This window comes from Streptomyces sp. NPDC096079 (genome assembly GCF_040303145.1).
GTDB lineage: Bacteria > Actinomycetota > Actinomycetes > Streptomycetales > Streptomycetaceae > Streptomyces.
In genome coordinates this window covers 12538-37458 of record NZ_JBEOST010000037.1, presented here as the reverse complement: position 1 = coordinate 37458, position 24921 = coordinate 12538, and the positions used below count along the sequence as shown (strand labels likewise).

Here is a 24921-nt window from a genome sequence, read left to right as displayed (position 1 = left end):
CGGTGCATCGCAAGGCGGAGGGCCTCGGCTCGTACTGGACGTACTCGCGAGGGCCGACAACGCGGCGAGGTGCCGTGCCGGGCGTCGCGACCCGGCAAACCTTTCCGGTCACAGCACTAGGGCCCGGCAGGGCGGCCGCGCCCCACCGGACGAGGGCCCGGCTCACCCCGCGATCAGGAGCGCCTCCGAGGCCACCGGGCGGTAGCCCGCCGCCTGGAACACCCGGACGCTGCGGGCGTTGCCCGGAGACTGCTGGGCCCACACCACCCCGCCCGGCGTGAGATGGCGGGCCGCCGTCGCCAGGGCCCGGCCCAGACCCCGGTGGCGCACCTCCTCGTCCACCTCGATCGCCGCCTCCCAGCGGCCCGCGACGCCCCGGCCCAGGACGAGCACCCCGCCGTCGGCCGCCCACACCCGGACGTCGTCGCGGAACTTCATGGCCCGCGCCACCCGGGGATGCGTCGGGTCGTCGATCGCACGGAGCTCCAGCGGGGGCGGGCCGGGCAGCGCGTCGGCCACCGTCAGCAGGTCGATCGTGTTCATGTGCCGGCCGGTGCGCGCCATGAGGGCGAGCAGGAAGGCCGGGTTCATGCTGGCCGCGAGCGGGTCGGCCGACGTGGCCGCGAGGGCGGCCCGCACCCAGTCCGGGTCGGCGTCGGTGAAGACCACCGAGTGGGCCGTGAAGGCCAGCACCCCCGCGTCCCGGGGGCCCGGCTGCGGCACCACCGTCGTCGAACCGTCCGGGGGAGGGAACTCCCCGTGTGCCGCCGCCGCCAGGATCCGTGCCACCTCGTCGTTCATGCCCCCATCATCCGGCACGGGACGGCCAGCTAATCTGACCCCCGTCAGACAAGCACCAAGAAGGGGCGGACGCAGTGGCGGACATCGACGAGGCGCGCAAGGCATTCAACAGTTTCGACGCCGACGGGGACGGTTTCATCACCGCCGCGGAGTACAAGAGCCTCATGGCGAAGCACGGCGACTTCAACGTCACCGAGACGGTCGCCGAGGTGCTCATCAAGCAGCGCGACGACAACGAGGACGGCGTGCTGTCCTGGGACGAGTTCTGGGCGCACTACAGCAAGGCCTGAGCCGGACCCCGAGGCGAGGCCTCATCCACCGGGCCCCGGTGGGCGCAGCGACCGCGTGTCGCCGCCCGCCCGGGGCCCGGTGTCGTTTCCCCGGGTTCACGCGGGCGTACGGCCGTGTTGGCCGGATCTTGGCAGCCCCGGGGGAGCGCCTCCGGCCTGGGCTTTTGGCCGGAAGAAGAGGGTCCGCTCGGAGAGTGCCTCCGTTTTTCCCGCAGGTCGCGCGGCAACTCTTTGCCAGGCAGCTTCCTGGCCTGTCCGGAAGCGGACAGGCGGGTCCCCGCGGTGATTACCTCTTGGTGTGCGACCGGGAAGGCCGAAAACCCCCGGACGCCGAGGACCTCCCGAGAAGCGCGTACGGCCGCACCCGTACCGCTGCCGCCCTGGAATGGAGACCCGCATGAACTGTCGCCTCCGCGCCACCAGCAGCATCCTCGCCACCGTCGCCGCCGCCTTCCTCGGCGGAGTCCTGCCGGCCTCGCCGGCTCAGGCCGCCCCCGCCGCCCCCGCCGCGGTGACCCAGGGCGCGGACGACTTCGTGTGGCCGGTGCCGCCGCACCCGGAGCCGCCGGCCTTCCCCTGCGTCCCCACGCTCCCGGGCCTGCCCTGCATCCCCCAGATCCCGGACGACTTCGTCTGGCCGGCCCCTCCGAAGAAGTGACCGCCGTGCGCCCCGTCACCGCCGCGCACGCCGCGGGACCCCTTCAGATCCACTCCCTGCGCGTCGCCTGCACACCCGCCTCGAAGCGGCTCGACGCCCCCAGCCGCTCCATCAGGTCGGCGACGATCCGCCGCTCCGTCCGCACCCCGATGCCCAGCGCACGCGCCACGGCCTCGTCGGTGAGACCGCTCGCGAGCAGCTGGAGAAGCTTGCGCTCCTGCGGGGTGAGCCCGCCCGGCAGGGCGTCCCCCGGACCGTCGAGCGGGGAGGCGTGCTCCCAGTACGCCTCGAACAGGGCCCGCATGGCCAGGACCACCGGCTGGCTGCTGAAGAGCAGCGCGGACGGCTGCGCCTGGCCCGGCAGACCGGCCACGACCGCAGCCGTGGTGTCCACGATGAGCAGCCGCATGGGAAGCGTCGGCGAGGTACGGATCTCGCTGCCGCGCTCCGCCATCCACTGGGCGTGCGCCCGGGTGACCCGGTCGCCCGCGACGCTGTCCAGATAGACGGTCCGGAAGCGCACGCCCCGCTCCATCGCCCGCTCGTTCAGGGGTCGGCCGGCCTCGACGGACTCCTCGGTGAGGGCCCTGCCGGGATGGAAGGCGAGCGACTCGTGCGTACAGGACTCGGCCAGGGCTTCGAGCCGGGTGCGGATGTCGTCGACGTTGTCGAGGTGCTCCGCCCCGTCCAGACCGCCCGACCGGCCCGAGGCCGTGTACTCGGCGGCCAGGGCGGCCAGCGCGGCCCGGTTCTGCTCGATCCGCTGCTGACGCGAGGCGAGTTCGCGCTCCTCGCGCTGGAGCAGCACCTTCAGGCCCAGCGACGGGTTCACCGCGCGCACCCCGCCCGGGGTGTCCCGTGACGGTGCGAGCAGCGAGAGCCGCGTCAGGAGGACGAGTGCCTCCTCGACCTGCTCGGTCGTGCGGTTCAGCAGCTTCGCCAGACGCTCCGGATCGTGCTCCTTGTGGAACAGGATCGCACGATAGACGCCTAGCGTGTGCTGATCGAGCGACGAGACCTCGTCCACGTGGTGTCCCCCTTGTCAGGCGGCCGTAGCCACCCGAATCACCCCATTCACGCGATCAGCACGCTACCTGCTCGACGATCTCCTCGAAAGGGCGTTCTCGTGGCCCGCACAGGTCCCCCTCCGCTTCGGCTCGACGGTCTCGTCGTCCTCGTCGTCGACGCGACCACCGGCATCGGCCGGGAGCTCACCACCCGGCTCTGTGCCGCCGGCGCGATCGTCGCCGTCGTCGGCGCGGGTCATCCCGGCCGCGATGACGACGCCGCGACCAACGCGGCCTTCCTCTGCAAGGAGCTCACGGACCTGGGCCTCGTGGCCCTGCCGTACCGGATCGACATCGGCGATCCGGTCGAGGCGGCCCGGCTGCCCGGCCAGATCGCCGCCGACGCGGGGCCCGTCGCGGCCGCGGCCGTCGTGCTGCCGCCGCCCGGCGCCGCCGAGGGACTCCGACGCGCCTTCCGGACGGTCTCGGCCGCGCTCGCGGACGCGCTGCCCGCCGGCGCCCGGCACTTCGAGCGCGCCCCGGCCGCCGGGGAGGGACCGGGGCCGTCGACGGCCGAGGACCGGGTCTGGGTCCGCTCCGTCGTCGAGGGGCTGGCCGCCGTCGCGGCCCGGGCACCCAGCGGCTGAGTCACCGCCCGCCGCGTCGGGGCGGGCAGCACCGCACACACCACCGCACACACCACCGCACACACCACCGCACACACCACCGCACACACCACCCACGTCAGCAACAACGTCACCAACAACGTCACCACGGGGGAGACATGTCCATTCGCGTCGTCGTGGCCGGTGACCACCAGCTGGTCCTGGAGGCCTTCGCCGAGACCCTGAACGGCACCAACGGCCTGGACGTCGTGGGGCTCGCCACGACCTTCGAGGCGGTCCTGCCGGCGGTCCAGCGGCACCGGCCCACCGTCCTGCTGCTCGGCGAGAGCACCATGGGCGGCAAGGCGCTGCGCGCGGCCACCGAGGTCCGCTCGCACCACCCGACCTGCGGGGTGGCGCTCATGGTCGGCTCGGCCACGCCGTCCGTGGTGGACCGCGCGGTGGCCGCCGGAGCGCTCGGAGTCGTACCGAAGACGGCCCGGCTGCCGCAGCTGATCACGACGCTGGTGGGGGTGGCGGGGGGCTGCCTCACGGTCGACCCGGGGCTGCTGCGGACGCCGGCGGCGGGCGAGGCGGTGCTCAGCGTCCGCGAGACGGACGTGCTCCGGCTGACGGCGGGCGGGGCGACGGTCAAGGAGATCGCGGGCGAGCTGTACCTCGCGGCGGGGACGGTACGGAACCTGACCTCGGCGGCGATCAAGAAGCTCGGCGGGCGCAACCGGTTCGACGCGGCCCGCATCGCCGCCGAGTGCGGGCTGCTGTGAGGGCGGCGCGGGGTCCCGGACGCGAGCCGGCCCCGGCACGGGGCGTGCCGGGGCGGGGCGTCACGAGCGGATGGTGCGCGGTGCTCCTACTTCTCCAGGCAGAACTCGTTGATCGGGTAGCCCACGTGACGGTCGGCCGTCGGCAGGTGACCCAGGATGCGGTCGCCCGGCTTGAGCTCGGTGCTGTTCAGCACCGAGGCGCCGGGGCCGAGGACCCGCACGTGCCAGTCGTCCTGGAGGATCAGGTTGACCGTCTGCCCGCTGGGCGCGACCGCGTCGATGGAGATGAGCGGACGCGTCTCGATCTTCACCCGGCCGACGCTGACGGGCCGGGTGCGGCCGTCCACGTCGACCGCCAGGACGGAGCTGCCGGCGTGCAGCTCGCTCAGGTAGTGGGTGCGGCCGTTCTGCCCCACGGTGTACGAGTGCAGGGCGCCGGCGTTGACCCGGAACGGGCGCGTCGGCATGTACGGCAGCGGGTGGGTCTCGCTGACGCACAGGACCATGCCCTTGGAGTGCGAGCCGACGAGGATGCCCTCGTCCTTGCGGAAGTGCGTCGTGGTGTCGACGCAGGCCCGCTCGCCCATCCCGATGTGCGTGGTCGCCGTGACCTCCAGCTCCACCAGGGAGATCTCGCCGCCGTGCGCCGTCGCCGCGGTCCGCAGCGCCGTCGCGTCGCCGACCGTGCGGCCCCGCATCAGGACCCCGTCCGAGCCGTGCTCCAGGACGCCGTAGAGGATCTCGGCCTCCTCGGTGTCGGCCGCCGTCGTCACGATCGAGCCGGGCGCGCCCGACGCGGCCGCGATGACGATCTCCAGCGGGATCTTGGTGGGGTCGCGGAAGTCGAGGACGCTCCACGCCTCCAGACGCGCCGCCAGGCAGGCGTCCTCCAGGGTGTCCGCGTCGACGATCTCCACGTACCGGCCGAACTGCACGTCCGGGTGGGCCGCTTCGAGCTCGGCGCGGGCGTCGCGCGGGCCGGGCACGATCACCACGTCGGCGCCGCCCAGGTCGGCGGGGACGGTCGTGGCGCCGTCCTCGAAGAGCAGGACCTTGCGGACGGTGGGCGGCAGCCCGGCGAAGACGGCCGGGTCGGCGGCGACGATGCCGTCGATCTTCTGGTGCACCGCCTCCTCCAGGACGGCGGCGGTGGCGGCGCCGGCCTCGCGGATGTCAAGCCAGCACAGTTTGGCGTCCGTCATGATGCGGACCTCCTGTCAGGTGATTGTCGAGAGTCGAGTCGTCGAGGTGATCGGGGGTGAGGCGTTCGCTGTGCAGCGGTCCCTGGTCCGGATCGCCGAACGGAGCGCCGGCGAAGTGCTGTTCGGGGAAGTGGTGCACGATCCGGGCGACCTTGGCCGCGAGGGCGCGCGGGTCCTTGGCCTGGAAGATGTTGCGGCCCATGGCCACCCCGCCCGCCCCGCCGGCGATGGCGTCCCGGACGTACGCCAGGACGTCCTCCTCCTCGTCGAGGGCGGGCCCGCCCGCGACGAGGACCGGCACCGGGCAGGCCGCGGTCAGGTCGAGCATCTCCGCGGTGGATCCGAGGAAGACGGTCTTGACCAGGTCCGCGCCCAGGTCCGCGGCGATCGTCACGGCGTGCGCGACGACCGCCGGGTCCCGCGGGTCGCTGATCCGCGGCCCGCGCGGGTACACCATCGCGAGCAGCGGCAGGTTCCAGCGGTCGCAGGCGTCGGCGATCCTCCCGAGGTCGCCGATCTGCTGCCGCTCGTCGTCGGAACCGAGGTTGACGTGGACGCTGACCGCGTCCGCGCCGAGGCGCAGGGCCTCCTCGACGCCGGCGACGACGTACTTGGCGTTGGGGTCGAGCGCCTGGCTGGTGCTCGCGTTGAGATGGATGATCAGCGACATCGCGGCGAACCGCTCCGGGCTGATGTGGCGCACGCTGCCCTTGTGCACGACGACGGCGTCCGAGCCGCCGGCGGCGATCTTGGCGGCGAGCTGGTCGAGCGTCGTGCCCTTGGGCACCACCGGACCGTCGTGGATCGAGTGGTCGAGAGGGGTGATCATCAGGCCGGCCGTGCTGTGGCGGTAGAGCCGCCGTAGCCGCAGCGACCGGGCGAAGTGGCCGTAACCGGTCATGGAACGCCCTTTCTGGTTCGCGAGGAGGCGTGATCGGGCTGGTGACCCGGTCCGCGCGCGCGGACGGGGTCGGCCCGCGCGGTGGCTCCGCGCGGGGAGCTGGTGGCCGGCCCGCCCGCTCCGACGCCCGCGGGGTCGGCGCTGGGGTCCGGCGGCGAGACGGAGCGCAGATAGGCGCGGTCCGGTTTGCCCGAGGGGGTGAGCGGCAGCCGCGGCCAGACCGAGACCCGTACCGGCGTGTGCTCCGGGGTCAGCGCGGCGGCCACGTACCCGCGCAGGTCGCAGGAGGTGTGCCCGGCCCCGGAGTACAGCTCGACGGCCGCGTGCACCTGCTCCACCCAGTCACGGTCACGGACCCCGAAGACCGTGGCCTGGCGCACCTGCGGATGGCGCATCAGCGCCTCCTCGATGGCCGCCGGGTCCAGCTTCAGACCGCCGTGCTTGATCACGTCGCCGATCCGGCCGTCCAGCCGCAGATAGCCGTACCGGTCCGTGTGCCCCAGGTCGCCGGTGCACAGCCAGCCGTCGCGGAACACCGTCCCGGTCCGCTCGGCGTCGCCGAGGTAGCCGGCCGTGACGGTGGGCGAGCTGATCCAGATCTCGCCCGTCACGCCCCGCTCCACCTGCGGTCCGCCGCCGGGGCCGCGGATCTCCACCCGCACCCAGGGGAACGGGCGGCCCGCCGAGCCGAGCAGTTCCGGCTCGCGGTGGTCCAGCGGATTGAGGCTGCTGATGCCGCCCGCCTCCGTCGTCCCGTACACCTGGATGAGCACGTCGCCGAAGAGCTCGACGGCCCTGGCCACCCGCGCCGGTGCCGCCGGTGTGCCGCTGTAGGTGATGCGGCGCAGCGAGGACAGGTCGGTGAGCGGGGCGGCCGGATGGTCGAGCAGCCGGTAGAGGTGCGGCACGGCGAGATAGACGTCCGTCACCCCGTGCCGTTCGAAGGCGTCCAGGACGTCGCCCGCGTCGAACTCGTCGTGCAGGACGACGCGTCCGCCGCTCGCGAGGACCGCGTCGGCCATCGGCGCGGTCGTGTGGCTGATCGGCGTGACGGACAGCAGCGTCGCGGGTCCCCGGGGATCGAGGCCATGGGCGAGGCGGCTGACGAGCTCCTCACGCGTGTCGTACCGCTGGGCGACCATCTTCGGCCGGCCCGTGCTCCCGCTGGTGAACTCGACGGTCGCGAGGTCCTCCGGGCGCGGCTCGGGCAGCCGCGCCGGCAGCGGTCCGGCGGGTCCCGCCGCCGTCCCCCAGGGGATGGTCAGCGGGACGGTCTCCGGTACGCGGCGGGTGAGCCACTCGCCGCGCTCGGCGCTCTCGTCGTCGACGAGCAGCACCGACACCCGGAGGTCCTCCAGGAGCCGTGCCTGCGTGGCGACGGAGAAGGTCTCCGTGTCGGTCCTGGGGTTCATCGACCGTACGTACACGGAGGTGGCGCCCAGGAGATGGACGGCGTACCGGGCGGCGAGCATGGACGGCCGGTTGGGGCCGGTCAGCACGGCGACGGTGTCGCCGGGGCGGACGCCGCGGGAGTGCAGCAGGGCGGTGGCGGTCCGCACGGAGCCGGCGAGCCGGCCGGCCGTGACGGCCTCGTCGGCGTGGTCGATCACCACGCGCCCCGGGTCCTTTCCGAGAGCGTCGAGAATGCGGCGTACGTACATCGTTCCTCCTTTCGGTATGCAGGAGTCGTGCGTCGGGAATTCGGATGTCACGCGATGCGCATCTGCGCCATCATTCCCATGGCGCTGTGGTCGATCATGTGGCAGTGATAGGGGAAGACCCCGCGGTGGGTGTCGAAGGTCAGCTGGATCTTCGCGGTCTGGCCCGGAAAGAGGAGCACGGTGTCCTTCAGTCCCGCCTCCGCCGGATAGACCGGCATTTCGTCGCGTTCGAGAATGCGGAACTGCACCAGGTGCGTGTGGAAGTTGTGCGGGACGGTCGTGCTGGTGTTCTTGACCGTCCACACCTCCGTCGAGCCCCAGGCGATCTCGGTGTCGATCCGGTCGTGGTCGAAGGTCTTCTCGTTGATGTACGCCTGGTGGCCCGTGCCCGGCTCGTCCATCCGCAGCTCGAAGGAACGCTCGACGGTCGGCGTGGGCAGCGCGGGCAGGGTGGCGAGGACGTCCGGCACCCGGCTCGGGTCGTCGACCTTCTCCTCGACGTCGAAGCGCATGACCTGCCCGACGAGCTCGGTCGGCCCCGGGCCCAGCATGTTCGCCAGGGTGACCTGGGTGCCCGGCGCGTACCGGGAGAAGTCGATGACGAAGTCGGCGCGCTCGCCGGGGGAGAGGACGATGACCGGCGAGGGCGCCGGCGCCGGGAGCAGCCCGCCGTCCGAGCCGACGTGGATGAGGGGGCTGCCGTCGGAGAGCGCCATCACGAAGATCCGCAGGTTGCAGGAGTTCACCATGCGGAAGCGGTACTTGCGCGCCTTCACCTTCAGGTGAGGCCAGGGGGCGCCGTTGACCAGGAGGGTCGTGCGGTTGAGGGCGTCGTCCATCGTGTAGACCATCTGCCCGGCCGCGTCGAAGGCCGCGTCCCGCAGGATCAGCGGCACCTCGTACTGCCCCGACGGCAGCCCGAGCGCGTCCTCGGCCGCGTCACCGAGCAGATAGAGCCCGGAGAGGCCGCGGTAGACGTGCTCGGACTCCATGTGGTGGGCGTGGTCGTGCGTCCACAGCGTGGCGCCCGCCTGCCGGTTGGCGTACACGTAGGTCTTCGCCGCGCCCGGCTGGATCAGGTCCGTCATCCCGCCGTCGTACTCCTGCGGGTTCGCCCCGCCGTGCAGGTGCACCGAGGTCGGCATCGACAGGCCGTTGACCTGCCGGACGACGGCCGTGCGGCCGCTGCGGGCCCGGATGGTGGGGCCGGGGAAGGTGCCGTTGTACGTGAGGACCTCGGTCCTCAGGCCGGGCAGGATCTCCACCTTCGCCTTGCGCATGGTGACCGCGTAGTAGTCGGCCGAGCGGGTGCGGAGGTACGGGGCGAGGACCTTCGGCCGGGGCAGCGGCACGGTGAAGGGGGTGACCGCGGGCGGACCGGCCGGAGGCTCGGCGGCCACGGCCGGGGTGCCGGAGGTGAGGCCCTGGAAGACCCCGCCGGCCGCGCCGACAGCGCCGACGGCACCGGCGGTGAGTCCGAGTCGTATCGCATGGCGGCGAGTGAACACAGCGGATTCCTTACGTGACGGTTTTCCGGGAGCGAAGGCTTCGGTGATTCGCTCTCCGAGCATGGGCGTGAACGGGCGCCATTCCGAGGGAGTTCGCCCCCGCGCTTGCATGTGTCACGCGATCGATGACCTCGGTCATTTCCGCCGGTGGAGACGGGAATGCGGGCCTCCGCGATGACGGGCGTCACCGCATTCCCGGGAAACGTCACCGATTTCGGCGGCGGCGGTCCGTCGGCGCATTCCCGGCGCGAGAGTGTCGCCCGGCGTCTGCCCTGCGGGCGGCGCCGTCCCGTCCGCCGGCGCCCGGGCCGCTCGGCCCCCGGCGCCGGACCGTCGTCCACGCGCCCACGGAGGCCCCGTGCAGACCACGCAGACCCCCGCATCCGTCACCGCCCCCGACCCCCGGAACCCCGCGCCCGCCGCACCGGACGCCCCGTCCGCCGCCGCCGTCGGCGACGCACGGCCCGGAACAGCCGGGGGAGCCGTGCCCGCGGCCCCGGACGCCCCGTCCGTCACCACCCCCGACCCCCGGAACCCCGCGCCCGCCGCACCGGACGCCCCGTCCGCCGCCGACGCCGGCGACGCACGGCCCGGAACACCGGAGGGAGCCGCGGGCGAACCCGCGCCCGCCGTACCGGTGTTCACCGGGGGCGTCCAGGTGCTGTTCGCCGACGAGGGCGACGCCGCCACGCTCGCCGGGCCCGCGACCTCGCTCGCCGTCCGGCCCGTGCGCGGCGGCGTCCGCACCGCGCTGCGGCGGCTCGCCGAAGGGCCCCTGCCCGCCGAGGAGCTGTACGAGGGGCTGCTGCCCGCCGAACGCGTCCGCCTGGACCGGATCCTCGGCCGCGCCAAGCACCTGGTCGCGCACGCCGTGTTCGCCCGGAGCGGCGGACGGCGGGTCCTCGTGCGCCTGGAGCCGGTGGCCCGCGACGCCGCGTACCGGCCCGTCGCCGTCCGCCCCGACGCGACCGTGCGCCTCTCCCGCTTCTCCTTCTGCCGCAGCCGCGACGGCGCCCTCGTGCTGGAGTCGCCGCTCGTGAAGTACCGCGCGGTGCTCACCGACGCCGCCGCCCGGACCCTGGCCGCCGCCCTCGGTGAGCCCGGCACCCCCGGGCGGCTCGGCGCGGACGCCGGCCTGGACGCGGCCTCCACCGCCGACGTCCTCGGCCACCTCGTCGGCGCCGGCTTCGCCGAACTCGCCGACGGGGACGGCGCCTTCGCCTCGGACGCCGAACCCGTCCTGCGGCAGTGGGACTTCCACGACCTGCTCTTCCACTCGCGGATCCGCTCCGGCCGGTACGACGACGTCTTCGGCGCCGTCTACCCGCACCGGGGGGCCATCGAGCCGCGGCCCGCGGTGCGGCCCGTCCCGGAGGGCCCCTTCGTGCCCCTGTACCGCCCGACCCGGGAGGAGATCGCGGAGCGCGACCCCTCCCTCACCACCGCGATCGAGACCCGGCGTTCCATCCGGGGGTACGGCGAGAAGGAGATGACGGCGCGCCAGCTCGGCGAGCTGCTCTACCGGGTGGCCCGGGTCCGCGCCCACTACACCCCGGAGCCGGGCAGCACCCGCGACGAGGTGGTCTCGCGTCCGTACCCGAGCGGCGGCCAGGGGTACGAGCTGGAGCTGTACGTCACCGTGCGGCGCTGCGCGGGCCTGGAGCCCGGCATCTACTACTACGACCCCGTCGGCCACCGGCTGGTCCTGCGCAACGACGAGGAGGCCGACCGGGAGTCCCTCTTCCACGTGGCGTCCCGGGCCACCGGCATGGAGGCCCGCCCGGACGTCCTGGTGACCGTCACGGCCCGCTTCCAGCGCATGTCGTGGAAGTACCGGGCCATCGCCTACGCGACGACGCTCCGGCACACCGGTGTGCTCTACCAGACGATGTACCTGGTCGCGACGGCCCTCGGTCTCGCCCCCTGCGCCCTGGGCAACGGCGACGCCGACATGTCCGCCCGGGTCCTCGGCCTGGACTACCTCCAGGAGTCCTCGGTGGGCGACTTCCTGCTCGGCAGCCGGCGCCCCGACGACTCCGTCGCAGGTGAGCCGGGGGAAGGCTGGCGGATGGTCAACAGCCCCGAGTGGTCCCTGCCCGAGAATCCCTGAGCCTTTCGGCGTGACGCCCGTTATTCCGGGCGTGATAAACGTCAGGCGGAACTCGGAAAGGCTGGTGCACCGGGGGGCCGGTCAGCATTATTGGTGATGCAGCCGAACGGTTGCCGAGAAGAAATCCGAAAGGAATTCACATGAGCATCGACGACATCAAGAACGGCGACGACAAGGCGTTCGACGACTTCAACGTCGACGAGCTGGAGACCCTTGAGGTCGCCCAGGGCGTGGCCCTCCCGGAGATGGGTGCCTCCAGCGGCTCGATCGGCACCTCGTCCTCCTCGTCCTCCACCTGCTCCGCCTGCTGAACATCCCCCGACCGAAACGCTGAAAGGAATCACAGCATGAGCATCGACGACATCAAGAACGGCGACGACAAGGCGTTCGACGACTTCAACGTCGACGAGCTGGAGACCCTTGAGGTCGCCCAGGGTGTCGCCCTCCCGGAGATGGGTGCCTCCAGCGGCTCGATCGGCACCTCGTCGTCCTCGTCCTCCACCTGCTCGGCCTGCTGACCGAGTAACCGAGGCTGAACGCACGACGCACGAAGGATGCGACCGCCCGGCTCCGGCCGGGTGGCGCATCCTCGCGTGCGTTTCCCGTCGGTGCGGGCGGTGTCAGCCGCGCAGGGAGACGTGGAAGGACGAGGCCCAGAGCACGAGCGCCGCGCCCAGGCCCACGACCGTGCGGATGGTCTCCGCCGTGGTGCCGGCCGCCAGGACGGCGAGCCCCACCAGCGCGACCGCCGTCAGCAGGATGGCGGTCCACTTGTACTGTCCCTGGTCGAAGAGGCGGGCCAGCGGGAAGAAGTGCAGCCCCACGACCAGGCAGATCCCGACCGGGATGAACTCCGGGTGCCCCGAGGCGTTCGACGCGGCGATCACCGCGAAGATCGCCACCAGTTCGGCCGCGTTGACCAGGCCGACCCCCCGGTTCCACTTCTCCGGCAGCCGCACCAGACGGGTCACGGGACCCGCGGCGCCGCGGAAGGCCAGGACCACCGCGCCGACCGTGACGGCCGCCGCGACGACCCCGACGGTGACCGAAACCGGTACCGCCGCTATCCCCGAACCGCCGGCGAAGGCCCATACCAGGGCGAAGACGGCGAGGACGATCGCGCCGCGACGGCGCAGATTGCGCGTGAGTGCCAGACACTCCGCGTCGGTGGTTTCCGTAGTCATGGCGCGGAGACTACAGCGATGATCCGACCGGGTTGTCTATTTTCAGCCAGTCCGATCCCGCGAGTGCCGGCGCGGGCCATGGCCCGAGCGTCACGGAAAGCATGACACATGTCAGCGGCGGCTCCTTTTCCCTGTTCCGCCGCAATTCCCTCGCTGCATGATTTCGAGCGGAAACACAGGACGTTCATTCTCGAATTCTCGGAAGGTGCGAAAGCATGGGGGTTGATGCGCTGGAGCGCACTGCCGTGAAGCCGGATTCCGACGGCCTGACGGGAGTGCGGCTGCACACACGGATGCCGGTCACACCGGCCTGGCTCGCCCGGTACGTCGTCCCGGTCGCCCGCGCGCTGAACGAGGCGGGCGCCCCCGCCGTCCAGCTGCGCCGCGGGTGGCTCCACGGACCGCACGTCGACATCCTCGCCCGGGACGCCGCGGGCCTCCCCGGCGGCGGACCCGACTGGGACGCGGTCGTCCGGGGCCTCGACGCAGGCCCGCTCGACCCGCCCCGCGCCCTCACCGAGGAGACCTACCTCGACCAGGCGCGGGAGTTCGGCCGCCTGGAGGCCGTCCAGCCGCCCTACCTGCCGCTGCGCGAGCACGGCGCCGTCGAGCGGATCGCCCCGGGCGGCGCGGGCACCCCGCACACCACCCGCGACCCGCGCCTCGGCACCTTCCGCACCGTCGTGCACGCGGCGCTCACCCCCGCCCTGCTGCGGACCGTCGACGACCTCGCGGGCGAACCCGGCTCCGGCACCCTCCGGCTCGCCGAGGCCTTCACCGCGCTCGCCGACACCCACGCCCTCGGCCTCGGCTACGGCGTCTTCTCCCCGCGCTCCCACGTCGAGGCCTTCCTCGCCTGGGCCGCGCCCACCAAGGACGTCCGGCCCGTCTTCGCCCAGCGCCTCGCCCAGGACGCGCCGGTGCTGCGCCGCGTCGTCGAGCAGCGGCTCAGCGGCGAGGTCTCCGCGACCGCCGCCGCCTGGCGCACCGGCTTCGCCTACGGGGCCGGGGCGCTGGAGAGCGCGGTCGCCGCCGGCACCCTCACCCTCGACCTGCTCGACGCCGCCACCGACGGCCTCGACCGCTCCGAGATGGGCCCGCCCGGGGCCACCCGGGTCGTCCCCCAGGGCGAGCAGCCCGACAGCGACTTCCACCGGACCGTCGGCGCCGCCGGGGTGACGTCCGCCCCGTCCCCGTGGTTCGCCGCCTTCCGCCTCCTGACGAACCTCTTCTACGAGCAGCTGCCGCTGCTCACCGTCTCCCCGATGCAGCGCTACTACACGTGCTTCGCGATCGCCGAGACCGTCGACGAGGTGCTGGGCGTCTCCTGGCGCGACCGGATCGCCGCGAACGGCTCCGCCGGAGCCCCGGCCACCACCACCCCCGAAGGAGACCGGCGATGACCGCCCCGACGCCCGAGCCGCTCTGGTTCCTGCGGGTCAACCCGCTGCGCCGGGCCCGCCTCGCCGACCCCGAACTGCGCCGGCTGCTCGCCCTGCTCAGCACCGCCGAGCAGGCCCTCGCCGACGCCGCCGCCACCGCCTCCGACGAGCTGTACGAACGGATCGGCGCGGCGACCGAGGACGCCGAGCGGCGCGAACTCATCGCCCTGCGCCGGTCCGTGCACAACGACAAGGCCCCGAAGAAGGCGCCGGACACCCCGGCGGCCGAGGCCTGGCTCGCGGCCCGCGAGGAACGCGACCGGATCCGCGGCGAACTCGTCGCCGGCTATCCCGACGCGGCCGAACGCGAGCGCGGCGTCCTCGCCGGACTCCTCGGCGACCCCGACCTGCTGCGCTCCCTCGCGCTCGTCGCGCCCGAGGTCCACCAGGAGGCCGAGCGCTACCGGACGGCCGTCGCCGCACCCGGCCGGGTCCCGGCGAAGTCCCGCAAGTCCGAGCGCGGACTCATCCAGTACGTCACCCGCGCCATGGTCCGCACGAGCCCGCTGGCCCGGTTCACCGCCGTCGGCATCGCGGAGCCCGACCCGGCGGGCCCCGGCCCCGACGAGGCAGGTTTCCCCGGCGCCACCGCCTTCCCCGGCCTCGACCGCGTGATGCTCAACTACGTGGTCGGCGGCCTGCCCGACCCGGCCGACCGGCCCCTCGAAGAGCTCTGGATCGGCCTGCCGCCCACCTCCGCGCCCGACCCGGCCGCCGGGAAGCTGTTCTTCCTGCGGCCCGGACCCGAGGGGATGCGCCGCGCCGCCGTCTCCCTCGACGGCCCCGCCGGCGACCTCCTCGACGCGGTCTCCATGGGCCCCCGGCCCTTCCCGTCCGTCGTCGCCCATGTCGCCGCACGCTCCGGGCGCCCCCCGGAGGACGCCGACCGGCAGGTCAGGGGCGCCGTCGGCCAGGGCCTCCTGTGCACCTTCCACGAGGCCGAGGACGGCTCCGCCGACTACGACGACCTGCTCTCCCCGGACGACGACCGGCCGCTGACGAAGGAGCTCACCGACCGCGTCAAGACCGGTCTGCCCGCCTTCACGGCCGCGCCCGCCGCCGAACGCGGCGCCGCGCTGGCCGAGTTGCGCGGCGCCCTCGGGGAGCTCTCCCACGCCGCCGGCCGCCCGGCGCACGTCACGGTCGAGGAGGACTACGTGATGCCGCCGCTCGCGGTGGACACGGAGCCCTGGAAGGAGTCCCTGAAGGACCTCGGCCCGGCCGTCGAACTCCTCACCGTCTTCGACTGGCTGCACGACGTCCGGGTGCTCATGACCGCCGCCTTCGTCGAGCGCTTCGGCCCCGGAGCGAACGTGCCCCTCGCCGAGCACGCCCCCTTCGTCGTCGGCGAGGTCTCGCGCCGCGCCGCCGCGATGGCCGCCGTGTACGGCCCCGACGGCCCCGGCGACCCGGCCGCGCTGAAGGGCATCGGCCCCGCCGACGGCTCCCTGGAGCGCATCTACGCACTGCGCCGCGAGGTCACCGAGACCGTCCACGCCCTCATCGGGCAGGCCGTGGAGCGCGGCGACGACACCCTGCGGATCAGCCCCGAGCAGGTCGCCGGACTCACCGGCGCACTGCCGGAACGATTCCGCCGCGACCCGCTGATCTACGGCGTCCTGCTCCAGCGCGGCGACGGCCACCTCGTCCTCAACGACGGCCTGCCGGGCCACGGCATGCTGTACGCCCGCTTCCTGGAGGCCGACCGGCGCCTCGGCGGCCGGGCGCTGACCCGCCTCGCCGACCACGTCCGCAGCGTCTACGGCCACGACGGCGCCCGTGTCACCGAGGACCTGGGCCTGCACCGCCTCAACGTCAACGCCCACGCGCCCGTGCTGCCCGGCGGGCTCACCCCCGACGACTGGTTCGGCCTCCGGCTCGCTCACGACCCCGCCACCGACTCGCTGCGCGTCGAGGACCCCGACGGCGCCCCGCTGCGGGTCCTGCCCCTCGGCACCGGCCACCCCGGCCTCTTCCCGCCGCCGCTCTCCGTCGCCTCCGGGCTCGCCATCAGCGGCCGGCTCTTCAACGCCCTCCCCAACAGCTGGCACGCCGCCACCCCCTGGGACAAGGCCACCACCCGCACCGCGCCCCGCATGGCCGTCGGCGACGTCCTCATCGGCCGCCGCCGCTGGTACGGGGGAGAGGAGCTCGGCACCGCACTCGCCGCCGGACCCGAGGAGCACGACCGGCTCCTCGCCCTCAACGCCTGGCGCGCCCGGTACGGCGTCCCCGAGGAGGTCGTCGTCAAGACGGTCCCGGAGGACGAGGGCCCGCTCTCCGTCGGCGCCCCCGACATCCAGTCCAAGCGGCTCCAGCAGAAGCCCCAGTACGTGGACCTGAGCAGCGCGCTCGGCGCCCGCGTCCTGCCCCGGATGCTCGAACGGCGCGGCGCCGACACCGGCGGCAGCTACCTGGAGGAGGCGCTGCCCGGCGTCGTCGACGGCACCCACGCCACCGAATGGGTCGTCGAGGTCGGCCGGACCGCCGGCGGCCGCTTCACCTACCACCCGACGACCGAGGCAGAGGAGCGGTGACGATGCTCAAGGCACGCCCCGACCTGCACTACGCGCCCGTCCCCGGCGGCGTCTACTTCAGCGGCGTCCGCGCCCAGTTCGTGCTCCGCGGCTCCGAGGTCCTGCACGCCGTCGCCCAGGGCTGCGTCCCGCTCCTGGAGGAGGGCACCGACGAGGACGCGCTCGTCGCCGGCATCGGCACCGAACGGGCCCGCCCCGCCGTCCGCCACCTCGTCGACCGGCTCCGCGCGAACGGACTGCTCCTCGACCCGGCCGCGCACACCGCCCCCGAGCCGCCCGCCGACGTGCGCGAACGGCACACCGAGTCCCTCGCCCGGCTCGAAGGCCTCCTCGACGACCCGTACGGCGCGTTCGCCCGGCTCCGCGCCGCGACCGTCCTCGTCACCGGGCCGGCGGCCGCGACCGGGCCCGCCGTCCGCGGTCTGCGCCGCGCCGGCGTGGGAACGGTCCTCACGGAGGCCGGGTCCGAGGCCCCCGACGCGGTCCTCGACATCCGCGAGTCCCGCGAGGACGACACCGACCCCGCCCCTCCGTCCGGCGCGTCCCTGGTCGTGCCCGTCAGGATCGGCACGACCGGCGTCACCCTCGTCGGCCCCGCCCTGTCCGGGCCCGGAGGCCCGGCCGTCCGCGACGCCTTCCACGACCGGGCGCGCGCCTGGGCCGCCGCCGAGGCCACCGCGCCCGCGCCCCGCCCCGTCGCGGACGCGCTCGCCGGCGCCCTCGCGGCCCAGCTGCTCGTCGACACCCTGACCGGCATCGCGGACGCGGGCGAGGCCCACGTCGTGCACGGGACGGACCTGGTCTCCGACCGGGTCACCGTCGAGGGAGCCCCCATGGCGGCCGCGCCCGGCCGACCCGGCTCCCTCCACGAGGACGCGGAGGGCCGCGCGCACACCCTCGCCGACGCCCCCGCCGAGGCCCGCCCCGAACCGGACGAGGCCCGCGAGGCCCTCGCCCCGCTCGCCGCGCGCTGGACCGGACCGCTCGCCCTCGCCGAGGGCGCCGACCTGCCCCAGATGCCGCTCGCCCTGCGCGCCGCCGAACTCCGCACGGCCGGCCGCCCCACGACCACGGTCCTCGCCTGGGCCGCCCATCAGGAGACCGCCGCCGTCGCGGCGACCCTCCAGGCCCTGCGGGCCCTCATCCCCGGGGCTCCCACCCCGGCGGCAGGCCCGCACGCCCGCATCCCCGGGGCTCCCACCCCGGCGGCAGGGCTCACGCGCGAACACTGGCTCCTCGACGGCGCGCTGCGCCTGCTCGCCGAGGAGGCGGAGTTCCCGCCGGCGGAGACCGCCACCCCGCACGAGCCGCCCGCGGCCCTCCCGGCGGGCGACCCCGCCGTGGCCGCGGGCGGCGGAGCCCCCGGGGGAACCGACCCCGAGGGCCTGCGGATCCTCGCCCGGCTCCGGACCCTGCTGCCGGCCGAGCCGGCCGTACGGACCGCCCGCGTGCCCGGACTCGACTGGCGGCTCGCCGAGGTCGCCGCCGACGGCACCGTCCTCGGGCGTGCCTGGGGCGCCGACCCGGCCGAGGCCGTCAGGAACGCCCTGTGCGCCGCGCTCGCCCGTGCGCAGACGGACGACGTCCCCGGCACCGTCGACCCGCTCTCCACCGACGCCCTGCTCTTCGCCGGCCGCGCCGCCCTGGACGCCCTGCGCGCCCAGCTGGCCGCCACCGGCAACGCCTACCGCGGCCGGGCCGTTCGCCACGACCCGGTGCTCGGCGAGCTCCCCCTCTGGTACGGCCCCGTGGAGGCCCACGATGCCCACTGACACCCTCACGCTCGCCCTCGGCCCCGGGCTCGACGCCCTCCCCGCCGACGCGGCCTGGCGGGACGCGTTCGACGCCCTCGCCGGCCTCCTCCCCGAAGGGACCGTCGCCGTCGACCGGGGCTGGGACCTCGGCTGGGAACGCGACCGGTTCGCCGAGGCCCGCGCCGCCGGCCGCCCCCACCTCTCCGTCCGCCTCCGCGCCGACGAGGTCCTCGTCGGCCCGCTCTGGCGGCCCGCCGGCGACGCGGGCTGCGCCGGCTGCGCCGAGGTCCGCGACCGCACCGTCCCCGACCACCCCCTCGTCGGCGACCTCCGGCACGCCACCGCCGCCCCGGGACCCGGCGCGCCGCTCCTGCCCGAACTGCTCCGGGCGACCCTGGAGCACCTGGCGGAGCGGCCGCTCGGGCCCGGCGAACTCTTCGCGGTCTCCCCGCGCGGCCTGCGCCGCCACCGCATCGCCCGCAGCTTCCACTGCCCGCTCTGCGGCCCGGCGTACGAGACGCTCGACGGCACCGGCACCCCGCCGCCGCTCGCCCTCACCGACCGGCCCGCGTTCCCCGACGACTCCACCCGCACCGCCGCGAGCCGGCTCGTCGAGCGCGGGGTCCTCCAGGACCGCCTGGTCGACGAGCGCTTCGGGCCCGTCCGCGCGCTGCTCCGCGAGTCCCGCGCGCCCTTCGCGATGAGCATGGCCGTGGTGCCGGACGCCCCGGCGATGGGCCACGGCCGCGCCCGCACCTTCGCCGAGACCGGACCGGTCGCGATCCTGGAGGCGTACGAGCGGCTCGCGGGCTTCCCGTACGACCTGCCCGTCCTCACCCACCGCTCCCACCGGGAGGTCGCCGGGCACGCCGTCGACCCGGCCGGGCTCGGGCAGTACACCGCCGAGCAGCTCGCCCATCCCACCGGCCGTGCCACGCCGTTCGACGCGGACACCCCGATGGACTGGGTGTGGGGCCACGACCTCGACGACGGACGGCCGCTGCTCGTCCCCGCCGACCACGCCTTCTACCAGTACGAGTACAACCACCGCCGGGACCGCAGGGCCGCCCGCGAGGCCGGCACCCCGGGCCGCAAGCACTACTTCTACGAGTCGTCCAGCGGCTGCGCCGTCGGCGCCAACCTCGAAGAGGCCGCCCTGCACTCGCTGTTCGAGCTGGCGGAGCGGGACGCGTTCCTGCTCTCCTGGCACCGCGCGGCCCCGCTGCCCACCATCCCGAACCACACCCTGACCGACCCCACCAGCCGCGCCATGATCGAGCTGATGGAGTCGCGGGGCTTCGACGTCCATCTGCTCGTCGCCACCCGTGACATCGGCCTGCCGGTCGTCTGGGTCCTCGCCGTGAACCGGCTGAACCCCTTCCCCGCCACCTTCTCCTCGGCCGGCTCGGGCGCCGACCCGCAGTCCGCGATCCGTGGCGCCCTGCGCGAGGTCGCCCAGCTCGTCACCAACCCCGTCGACTGGACCCGCGAGGACGTCGAGCCGATGGTCGAGGACCCGTGGCTGGTCCAGGAGCTGGAGGACCACGTCCGCTTCTCCTCGCTGCCCGAGACCGCCGCCCGCGCCACCGCGGTCCTCGGCGGACCCCGCGTCACCCTCGACGAGGCCTTCCCCGACTGGCCCGGCCGGCTCGACCGGGGCTCCGGCGGGGACGTGCGCGGCGCCCTGGACTTCGTCCGCGGGCTCTTCGCGGACGCCGGACTCGACCGCATCGTCCTCGTCGACCAGACGAGCCGCGAACACGCCGACGCGGGCATCCACGTGGCCCGCGCGGTCGTCCCCGGCATCCTCCCGATGTGCTTCGGCCACGCCCAGCAGCGGCTCGCCGGACTGCCCCGGCTCACGGCCGCGCTCCGCGGCACCGGCCAGGAGCACCGGGCGCTGCCCCTCGACCCCCACCCGTTCCCGTGACGGCCCCGGCGATCGGACCGGCGGCGGCGCCGTCCTGGGACGACCCCGGGGCACCGCCCCGGCGCGGCCCCGTCGACCTGCCCGGGCCCGACGGGGACAACAGCATCGCCCGCGAGCCCCTCTGGTACGCGTACGGGACCGGGGACGACGCGCCCGAGGCGCCCCCCTGGACCTGGGTGCCGCAGCCGCCGCCCGACACGCACGTACCGCCCCCGCCGCCACGCGGGGGCGGCCCGCGCGGGGCCCTGCCGCTCGGCACCCACGAGCGGCTCGCGGCCCTGCCGTTCCCGGCGCTGCCGACCGCCTCCGCACACGCGGCCGAACCGGACGGGGTCCGGCTCGGCCGCGCCCTCGTGACCGCGTTCGGACCGCAGCGCAGAGAACCGGAGAACCCCTACAACGACCACCGGCCCTACGCCTCGCCCCGCTGCCTCTTCCCCGTCCACGCCTTCGTGGACGGGGGCGCGGGCATGCCCTGGCGCCTCCTCGAACCGGACCGGCACGCCCTCACCGGCGCCCCGGCCGCACCCGCCCGGAACATCCTCCTCACCGGCCGGTACACCTCCGTACCGGCCGCCTACCAGTGGTTCCGCGGCTCCCTCGTCGCCATCGAACTCGGCTTCGTGCTGCGCTCGCTGAGCCTCGGGCTCGAACTCTTCGGCGTACCGGCGCGGCTCCGGGCGCCGGGCCCCGGCGCCCACGGCACGCTGTCCGCCCTGGGCCTCGACGACGCCTGGGCCTGGTCCCTGCCGTTCGTCGTGGAGCTGGACGGGGAGGAAGGCGCGGAGCCCCCGGCCGGGGGACCCGTACCCGAACCCCCCGCCCACCTCGACCGCACCGACCCCGCCCTCGCCGCCCTCATCCGCGTCAACCGCGCCCAGACCCACGACAGTGCCCCCGCCCCGCTCACCACCGCCGTCCCCGAGGGCCTCGGGCCCTCCACGGCCGCGCCGGACTGGGCCGAGCTGCTGTGGCGACGCCACTCAGGACGCATGCCGCGCGCCCTGCACGGCATGAGCGGCCGGCGCGCGCGCGTGCCGGGCGAGGCTCTCGACAGCGCCGCCCGCTGGCTCTCCGTGCCCCCGCCGGGCCCCGGACCGGCCGCCGCCTTCGACGCGCTGAAGGTCACCGCCGTCGTCCAGGGCGTCGACGGCCGGACCGACGGCGTCCACCGGCTGCGGGACGGCGCGGCGCACCTGCTGCGCGCCGACCCGACCGCCCCCGAACGCCTGGAGGAGCGGTACGGCTACGGCGTCTCGCCCGTCAACGGCTGCGGCATCGGGAACGCCCCGCTCACCGTCTTCCTCTCCGTGCGCGTCCGGGAGCTCTTCGAGCGCCTCGGGCCCGCCGGCTGGGGAGCCGTCCAGCACGCCGCCGGCTGGGCCGCGCACGGGCTCTGTCTGTCCGCCGCCGCCTCCGGCCTCTTCGCCCGCCCCGTGCGGGCGTTCAAGGAGATCCCCACCCAGCGCGTCCTCGGCCTGGACCCGGACGAGATGGTCGTCCTGTCCGTGGTCGTGGGAGTACCGCAGCCCACCGGCGGCGCGCTGCTCGACCTCAGACTCTGAAGGAGCGTCCCGTGACACCGCCACCTGCCCCCCGGCCCACCGAGTGGACGGCCTGGCACCTCCACCTGGGCACGACGGCCCGGTCGGCCCACGACCGGGTCGTCACCGATGTCATCGGCCCCACCGTCCGCGAACTCGCCCCCGGCACGCCGTGGTTCTTCATCCGCTACTGGCAGTCGGGGCCCCATCTGCGGCTGCGGGTCGGCGACCTGGACGTCTCGGCACGCGCCCGCGTGGAGGCCGCGCTCACCGAGCGCCTCGCCGTGTCCGGCGCGCCCGCCGCGGGCGAGGAGCCGCTCGACCCCGCCGCCTACCGCAGCGGGGCCGAGCGGCTCGCCGCCGCCGGCGAGACCGGCGAGAACACCACCGTGAAGGACCTCCTGCCGCCCGGCGTCCACCCGGCCGTCTACGAGCCGGAGTCCGACCGGTACGGCGGTACGGCCCTGATGCCGGCCGCCGAGTCCCTCTTCACCCTGTCCAGCACCCTGGTCCTCGCCGCGCTCCCGAAGGTCACCGGTGAACGGCAGCGCGCGGCGCTCGCCCTGCGCGGCACCCTCGCCGTCGCCGCAGCCCTCGGGGATCCGGCGGAGCGCGCGTACTACTACGCCCACGGTCTCGGCGCCTGGCGCGCCTGGGCCGCCGAGGCCGGCCATCCGGCCGGACTCCTGGACACGATCACCCGGGTCGAGGGGACGGTGGGCCTCGACCCCGAGGCCCACGGCCCCTTCGCCGGCTGGCACGCCCGGCTCGCCGCGCACGCCGGGGAGATCCGGGAGCACTCCCCTTCGCACCCGGGCATGGTGCTCTTCTCGCACGCGCACATGCTCCACAACCGGCTGGGCCTGAGCCTCCTGGAGGAGCTGCGCACCTACGCGGTCCTCGCCCACGCCTTCCCGCTGCCCGAGCACACCCCCGTACCGCACGGCACCGCTTCCCCCGAGGTGCCCGCCGCGTGACCCCCGCCCCCCACGGGGTCACAGCAGGAGGCCCGGCCGGGAAACCCGGCCGGGCCTTCCTGATGGGGTCCCCCGGCTACTCGGGGCGCGGGTCCCAGCGGAAGCTGCGGACGGCGATCAGGGCGCCGACGACGCCCCAGGCGGCGAGGACGGCGAGGTCCCGCCACTGGAAGCCGGCGTCCTGGGTGAACAGCGCCAGCATGGCGTCGTTGAACGGCTTCACGGGCAGCAGGCCCGCGATGGTGTTCAGGAGCTCGGCGTGGATCGGGAAGTAGCTGCCCGAGATGAAGACCAGCGGGAACTGGATGAACTGCACGACGGCCGGGGCCGCCTCCGAGTTCTTGATCAGCGAGGCCACGCCGACGCCGAGCGCGCAGAAGCTGGCCGCGCCGAGCACCAGGGTGAGGAGCACCGCGCCCCAGTGCGTGGGCAGGTCGACGCCGTAGAGGGCGCCGATGCCGAAGACCAGGGCGACGTCCACGATGCTGACGACCACGCAGTGCACGAGCAGGCCCGCGAAGTACACCCAGGCGGGCAGCGGGGTGGCGTGCAGCCGCTTCAGCACCCCGGTCTGCCGGCGCATCGCGAGGACGATCGCCAGCTGGCCGTAGCAGGCGCCGAGCACGGACACGGCGGCGATGACCGGCGTGTAGTACTGCATGCCGGTGAGGCCGAAGAAGAAGTCCTGGCCCTCGCTGCCGCTGAAGACGGCGCCGAAGATGCCGATGATGACGATCGGCAGCACGAAGGTGAAGACCATCGACTGCGGGTTGCGCCAGAACGACAGCTGTTCGTAGCGGATCTGATGGCCGAGCAGGGCGAGCGGGTTCCGCTCGCGCGGCGCGTCCGCGCGCGCGGCCGGGGCCGCCGCGGCGGTCTCGGCGGTCGGGGGGATCAGGGTGGTCATGAGCGGCTCCGTCCGGGTCGGCGCCCTCGTCCCGCGGGCGCCTTGCGCCCCCGCGCGGACGACGGCGAGGAGGCTTCCTGCTGTACGTACTCGCTGGTCAGGCTCAGGTAGACGTCCTCCAGGGTCGGCTGCTCGACGGTCAGCCGGTCCAGCGGCGTGCCGCGGTCGAGGGCCCAGCCGGTCAGCCGGTGCAGCGCGGCCGTCGGCTCCGTCGTCTCGGCCGTCACGAGACCGTCCTCCACGTCGTTCACCGGCAGGGGCACGTCGGCGAGCGAGGCGCCGGCCGGGAGTGCGAAGCGGATCCGGGTCTGGGCGCTGTCGCGGCCGCCGAGGGTGTCCGGCGTGCCGGAGGCGACGATCCGGCCCTCGGCGATGACCACGACGGAGTCGGCGAGGGCCTGCGCCTCGTCCATGTAGTGGGTGGTGAGGACGATGGTGGTGCCGTCGTCGCGGAGGTTGCGCACGACGTCCCAGGCGCCCCGGCGGGCGTTCGGGTCGAAGCCGGTGGTGGGCTCGTCGAGGAAGAGCAGCTTCGGCCGGCCGACGACGCCGAGGGCCAGGTCGAGCCGGCGCTTCTGGCCGCCGGAGAGGTCCTTGACCTTGGCGCCCTTCTTCTCGTTCAGGCCGACGAGGTCGAGGAGTTCGTCGACGTTCCGCGGGTCCGGGTAGTAGCCGGCGTTGCGGGCGACGGTCTCGCGCACCGACAGGTACGGCTCGACGGCGATGTCCTGGAGGACCAGGCCGACCTGGCCGCGCAGCCAGTGCCCGTCGGCCTTGACGCCGGGGTCGCGGCCGAGGACCTCGACGCGGCCGCCGTCGCGCTCGCGGAAGCCCTCCAGGATCTCCAGGGTGGTGGTCTTGCCCGCGCCGTTCGGCCCGAGCAGGGCGAAGATCTCGCCCTCGGAGACGGTGAAGTCGACTCCGCGTACGGCCTCGTGGTCGCCGTACCGCTTCTGCAGGCCTTCGACGGCCACCGCGGCGGTCACCGCGGTCCCTCCGCTCGTGTCATGTGTGCCTCCCGGTCTCGTGGGACGTCGTGGGGTCGTCGCCCGCAGAACGGACTCCGGGGCGCGGCCTCGACGTTAGGCGCGGGGCCGGGTCCCCGGGCGGGCGCGCGG

Annotated in this window: 22 protein-coding genes; 13 read left to right on the top strand and 9 right to left on the bottom strand. The window is 74.6% G+C overall.

The window, feature by feature from the left end; translation table 11 throughout:
* Positions 1–162: 162 nt before the first annotated feature.
* A complete protein-coding gene (locus ABTY59_RS36500; protein WP_352023451.1) occupies positions 163–801 on the bottom strand; it encodes a GNAT family N-acetyltransferase in 639 nt (212 codons plus the stop codon).
* 74 nt (positions 802–875) lie between these two features.
* Between ABTY59_RS36500 and ABTY59_RS36495 the strand changes: the two genes are divergently transcribed.
* Complete coding sequence (locus ABTY59_RS36495) at positions 876–1091, top strand: EF-hand domain-containing protein (protein ID WP_352023450.1); 216 nt, start codon at positions 876–878, stop codon at positions 1089–1091.
* Between the two features lie 397 nt (positions 1092–1488).
* Entirely contained in the window at positions 1489–1749 is a 261-nt protein-coding gene (locus tag ABTY59_RS36490) for a hypothetical protein (RefSeq protein ID WP_352023449.1), read from the top strand.
* A gap of 43 nt (positions 1750–1792) precedes the next feature.
* On the opposite strand, the gene ABTY59_RS36485 is transcribed toward ABTY59_RS36490, so the two are convergent.
* Complete coding sequence (locus tag ABTY59_RS36485; RefSeq protein ID WP_352023448.1) at positions 1793–2776, bottom strand: helix-turn-helix transcriptional regulator; 984 nt, start codon at positions 2774–2776, stop codon at positions 1793–1795.
* Between the two features lie 99 nt (positions 2777–2875).
* On the opposite strand from ABTY59_RS36485, the gene ABTY59_RS36480 reads away from it, so the two are divergent.
* Together ABTY59_RS36480 and ABTY59_RS36475 are read left to right on the top strand one after the other, a co-directional pair.
* Entirely contained in the window at positions 2876–3403 is a 528-nt protein-coding gene (locus ABTY59_RS36480; protein WP_352023447.1) for an SDR family NAD(P)-dependent oxidoreductase, read from the top strand.
* Positions 3404–3540: 137 nt separating this feature from the next.
* Positions 3541–4146, top strand: a complete 606-nt coding sequence (locus tag ABTY59_RS36475) for a LuxR C-terminal-related transcriptional regulator (RefSeq protein ID WP_352023446.1) — start codon at positions 3541–3543, stop codon at positions 4144–4146.
* An 86-nt stretch (positions 4147–4232) separates the two neighbouring features.
* On the opposite strand, the gene ABTY59_RS36470 is transcribed toward ABTY59_RS36475, so the two are convergent.
* Genes ABTY59_RS36470 through ABTY59_RS36455 form a run of 4 tightly spaced genes read right to left on the bottom strand, consistent with a single transcriptional unit; the run spans position 4233 to position 9418 of the window.
* Positions 4233–5348, bottom strand: coding sequence for a 3-dehydroquinate synthase II family protein (locus tag ABTY59_RS36470; RefSeq protein WP_352023445.1), 1116 nt, complete (start codon positions 5346–5348; stop codon positions 4233–4235).
* Complete coding sequence (locus ABTY59_RS36465; protein WP_352023444.1) at positions 5320–6249, bottom strand: 2-amino-3,7-dideoxy-D-threo-hept-6-ulosonate synthase; 930 nt, start codon at positions 6247–6249, stop codon at positions 5320–5322. Before ABTY59_RS36465 ends, ABTY59_RS36470 begins: the two co-directional genes overlap by 29 nt.
* Positions 6246–7910 carry a class I adenylate-forming enzyme family protein gene (locus ABTY59_RS36460; RefSeq protein ID WP_352023443.1) on the bottom strand — a complete coding sequence of 555 codons (1665 nt, stop codon included), beginning with the start codon at positions 7908–7910 and terminating at the stop codon, positions 6246–6248. The genes ABTY59_RS36465 and ABTY59_RS36460 overlap by 4 nt, the downstream gene beginning before the upstream one ends.
* A gap of 47 nt (positions 7911–7957) precedes the next feature.
* Complete coding sequence (locus tag ABTY59_RS36455) at positions 7958–9418, bottom strand: multicopper oxidase family protein (protein ID WP_352023442.1); 1461 nt, start codon at positions 9416–9418, stop codon at positions 7958–7960.
* Between the two features lie 358 nt (positions 9419–9776).
* Between ABTY59_RS36455 and ABTY59_RS36450 the strand changes: the two genes are divergently transcribed.
* The 3 genes from ABTY59_RS36450 to ABTY59_RS36440 all read left to right on the top strand — a co-directional run bounded on the left by ABTY59_RS36450 (position 9777) and on the right by ABTY59_RS36440 (position 12046).
* Positions 9777–11528 (top strand): SagB/ThcOx family dehydrogenase, encoded by a 1752-nt coding sequence (locus tag ABTY59_RS36450; protein WP_352023441.1) that lies wholly within the window; start codon positions 9777–9779, stop codon positions 11526–11528.
* A gap of 140 nt (positions 11529–11668) precedes the next feature.
* A complete protein-coding gene (locus ABTY59_RS36445; RefSeq protein ID WP_189799760.1) occupies positions 11669–11839 on the top strand; it encodes a thiazolylpeptide-type bacteriocin in 171 nt (56 codons plus the stop codon).
* A 36-nt stretch (positions 11840–11875) separates the two neighbouring features.
* On the top strand, positions 11876–12046 hold the full coding sequence (locus ABTY59_RS36440) for a thiazolylpeptide-type bacteriocin (RefSeq protein WP_189799760.1): 171 nt from the start codon (positions 11876–11878) through the stop codon (positions 12044–12046).
* A 102-nt stretch (positions 12047–12148) separates the two neighbouring features.
* Here the strand turns inward: ABTY59_RS36440 and ABTY59_RS36435 are convergent, their stop codons facing one another.
* The gene (locus tag ABTY59_RS36435) at positions 12149–12712 is read right to left on the bottom strand and encodes a DUF7010 family protein (RefSeq protein WP_352023440.1); all 564 of its coding nucleotides are present in this window, start codon (positions 12710–12712) and stop codon (positions 12149–12151) included.
* 215 nt (positions 12713–12927) lie between these two features.
* Here ABTY59_RS36435 and ABTY59_RS36430 point away from each other — a divergent pair, with 215 nt between their 5' ends.
* From ABTY59_RS36430 to ABTY59_RS36405, 6 genes are read left to right on the top strand one after another with little or no spacing between them, the layout of a single operon-like run.
* A complete protein-coding gene (locus ABTY59_RS36430) occupies positions 12928–14115 on the top strand; it encodes a hypothetical protein (RefSeq protein ID WP_352023439.1) in 1188 nt (395 codons plus the stop codon).
* On the top strand, positions 14112–16691 hold the full coding sequence (locus ABTY59_RS36425) for a lantibiotic dehydratase (protein ID WP_352023438.1): 2580 nt from the start codon (positions 14112–14114) through the stop codon (positions 16689–16691). The genes ABTY59_RS36430 and ABTY59_RS36425 overlap by 4 nt, the downstream gene beginning before the upstream one ends.
* Positions 16692–16693: 2 nt before the next feature.
* Complete coding sequence (locus tag ABTY59_RS36420; RefSeq protein ID WP_352023437.1) at positions 16694–18463, top strand: amino acid adenylation domain-containing protein; 1770 nt, start codon at positions 16694–16696, stop codon at positions 18461–18463.
* Complete coding sequence (locus tag ABTY59_RS36415) at positions 18453–20375, top strand: TOMM precursor leader peptide-binding protein (protein ID WP_352023436.1); 1923 nt, start codon at positions 18453–18455, stop codon at positions 20373–20375. Before ABTY59_RS36420 ends, ABTY59_RS36415 begins: the two co-directional genes overlap by 11 nt.
* The gene (locus ABTY59_RS36410; protein WP_352023435.1) at positions 20372–21940 is read left to right on the top strand and encodes a nitroreductase family protein; all 1569 of its coding nucleotides are present in this window, start codon (positions 20372–20374) and stop codon (positions 21938–21940) included. The genes ABTY59_RS36415 and ABTY59_RS36410 overlap by 4 nt, the downstream gene beginning before the upstream one ends.
* Before the next feature lie 11 nt (positions 21941–21951).
* Positions 21952–22896: a thiopeptide-type bacteriocin biosynthesis protein gene (locus ABTY59_RS36405; protein WP_352023434.1), complete on the top strand. Its 945-nt coding sequence runs from the start codon at positions 21952–21954 to the stop codon at positions 22894–22896.
* 76 nt (positions 22897–22972) lie between these two features.
* Here the strand turns inward: ABTY59_RS36405 and ABTY59_RS36400 are convergent, their stop codons facing one another.
* Together ABTY59_RS36400 and ABTY59_RS36395 are read right to left on the bottom strand one after the other, a co-directional pair.
* Complete coding sequence (locus ABTY59_RS36400) at positions 22973–23803, bottom strand: ABC transporter permease (protein WP_352023433.1); 831 nt, start codon at positions 23801–23803, stop codon at positions 22973–22975.
* Positions 23800–24789, bottom strand: coding sequence for an ABC transporter ATP-binding protein (locus ABTY59_RS36395; RefSeq protein WP_352023432.1), 990 nt, complete (start codon positions 24787–24789; stop codon positions 23800–23802). Before ABTY59_RS36395 ends, ABTY59_RS36400 begins: the two co-directional genes overlap by 4 nt.
* Between the last annotated feature and the right edge of the window lie 132 nt (positions 24790–24921).

Coding starts and splice junctions, on each gene's coding strand:
- ABTY59_RS36445 (WP_189799760.1), top strand. CDS start 11,669: ATGAGCATCGACGACATCAAGAACGGCGACGACAAGGCGTTCGACGAC.
- ABTY59_RS36435 (WP_352023440.1), bottom strand. CDS start 12,712: ATGACTACGGAAACCACCGACGCGGAGTGTCTGGCACTCACGCGCAAT.
- ABTY59_RS36500 (WP_352023451.1), bottom strand. CDS start 801: ATGAACGACGAGGTGGCACGGATCCTGGCGGCGGCGGCACACGGGGAG.
- ABTY59_RS36425 (WP_352023438.1), top strand. CDS start 14,112: ATGACCGCCCCGACGCCCGAGCCGCTCTGGTTCCTGCGGGTCAACCCG.
- ABTY59_RS36460 (WP_352023443.1), bottom strand. CDS start 7,910: ATGTACGTACGCCGCATTCTCGACGCTCTCGGAAAGGACCCGGGGCGC.
- ABTY59_RS36470 (WP_352023445.1), bottom strand. CDS start 5,348: ATGACGGACGCCAAACTGTGCTGGCTTGACATCCGCGAGGCCGGCGCC.
- ABTY59_RS36465 (WP_352023444.1), bottom strand. CDS start 6,249: ATGACCGGTTACGGCCACTTCGCCCGGTCGCTGCGGCTACGGCGGCTC.
- ABTY59_RS36430 (WP_352023439.1), top strand. CDS start 12,928: ATGGGGGTTGATGCGCTGGAGCGCACTGCCGTGAAGCCGGATTCCGAC.
- ABTY59_RS36490 (WP_352023449.1), top strand. CDS start 1,489: ATGAACTGTCGCCTCCGCGCCACCAGCAGCATCCTCGCCACCGTCGCC.
- ABTY59_RS36420 (WP_352023437.1), top strand. CDS start 16,694: ATGCTCAAGGCACGCCCCGACCTGCACTACGCGCCCGTCCCCGGCGGC.
- ABTY59_RS36415 (WP_352023436.1), top strand. CDS start 18,453: ATGCCCACTGACACCCTCACGCTCGCCCTCGGCCCCGGGCTCGACGCC.
- ABTY59_RS36440 (WP_189799760.1), top strand. CDS start 11,876: ATGAGCATCGACGACATCAAGAACGGCGACGACAAGGCGTTCGACGAC.
- ABTY59_RS36400 (WP_352023433.1), bottom strand. CDS start 23,803: ATGACCACCCTGATCCCCCCGACCGCCGAGACCGCCGCGGCGGCCCCG.
- ABTY59_RS36475 (WP_352023446.1), top strand. CDS start 3,541: ATGTCCATTCGCGTCGTCGTGGCCGGTGACCACCAGCTGGTCCTGGAG.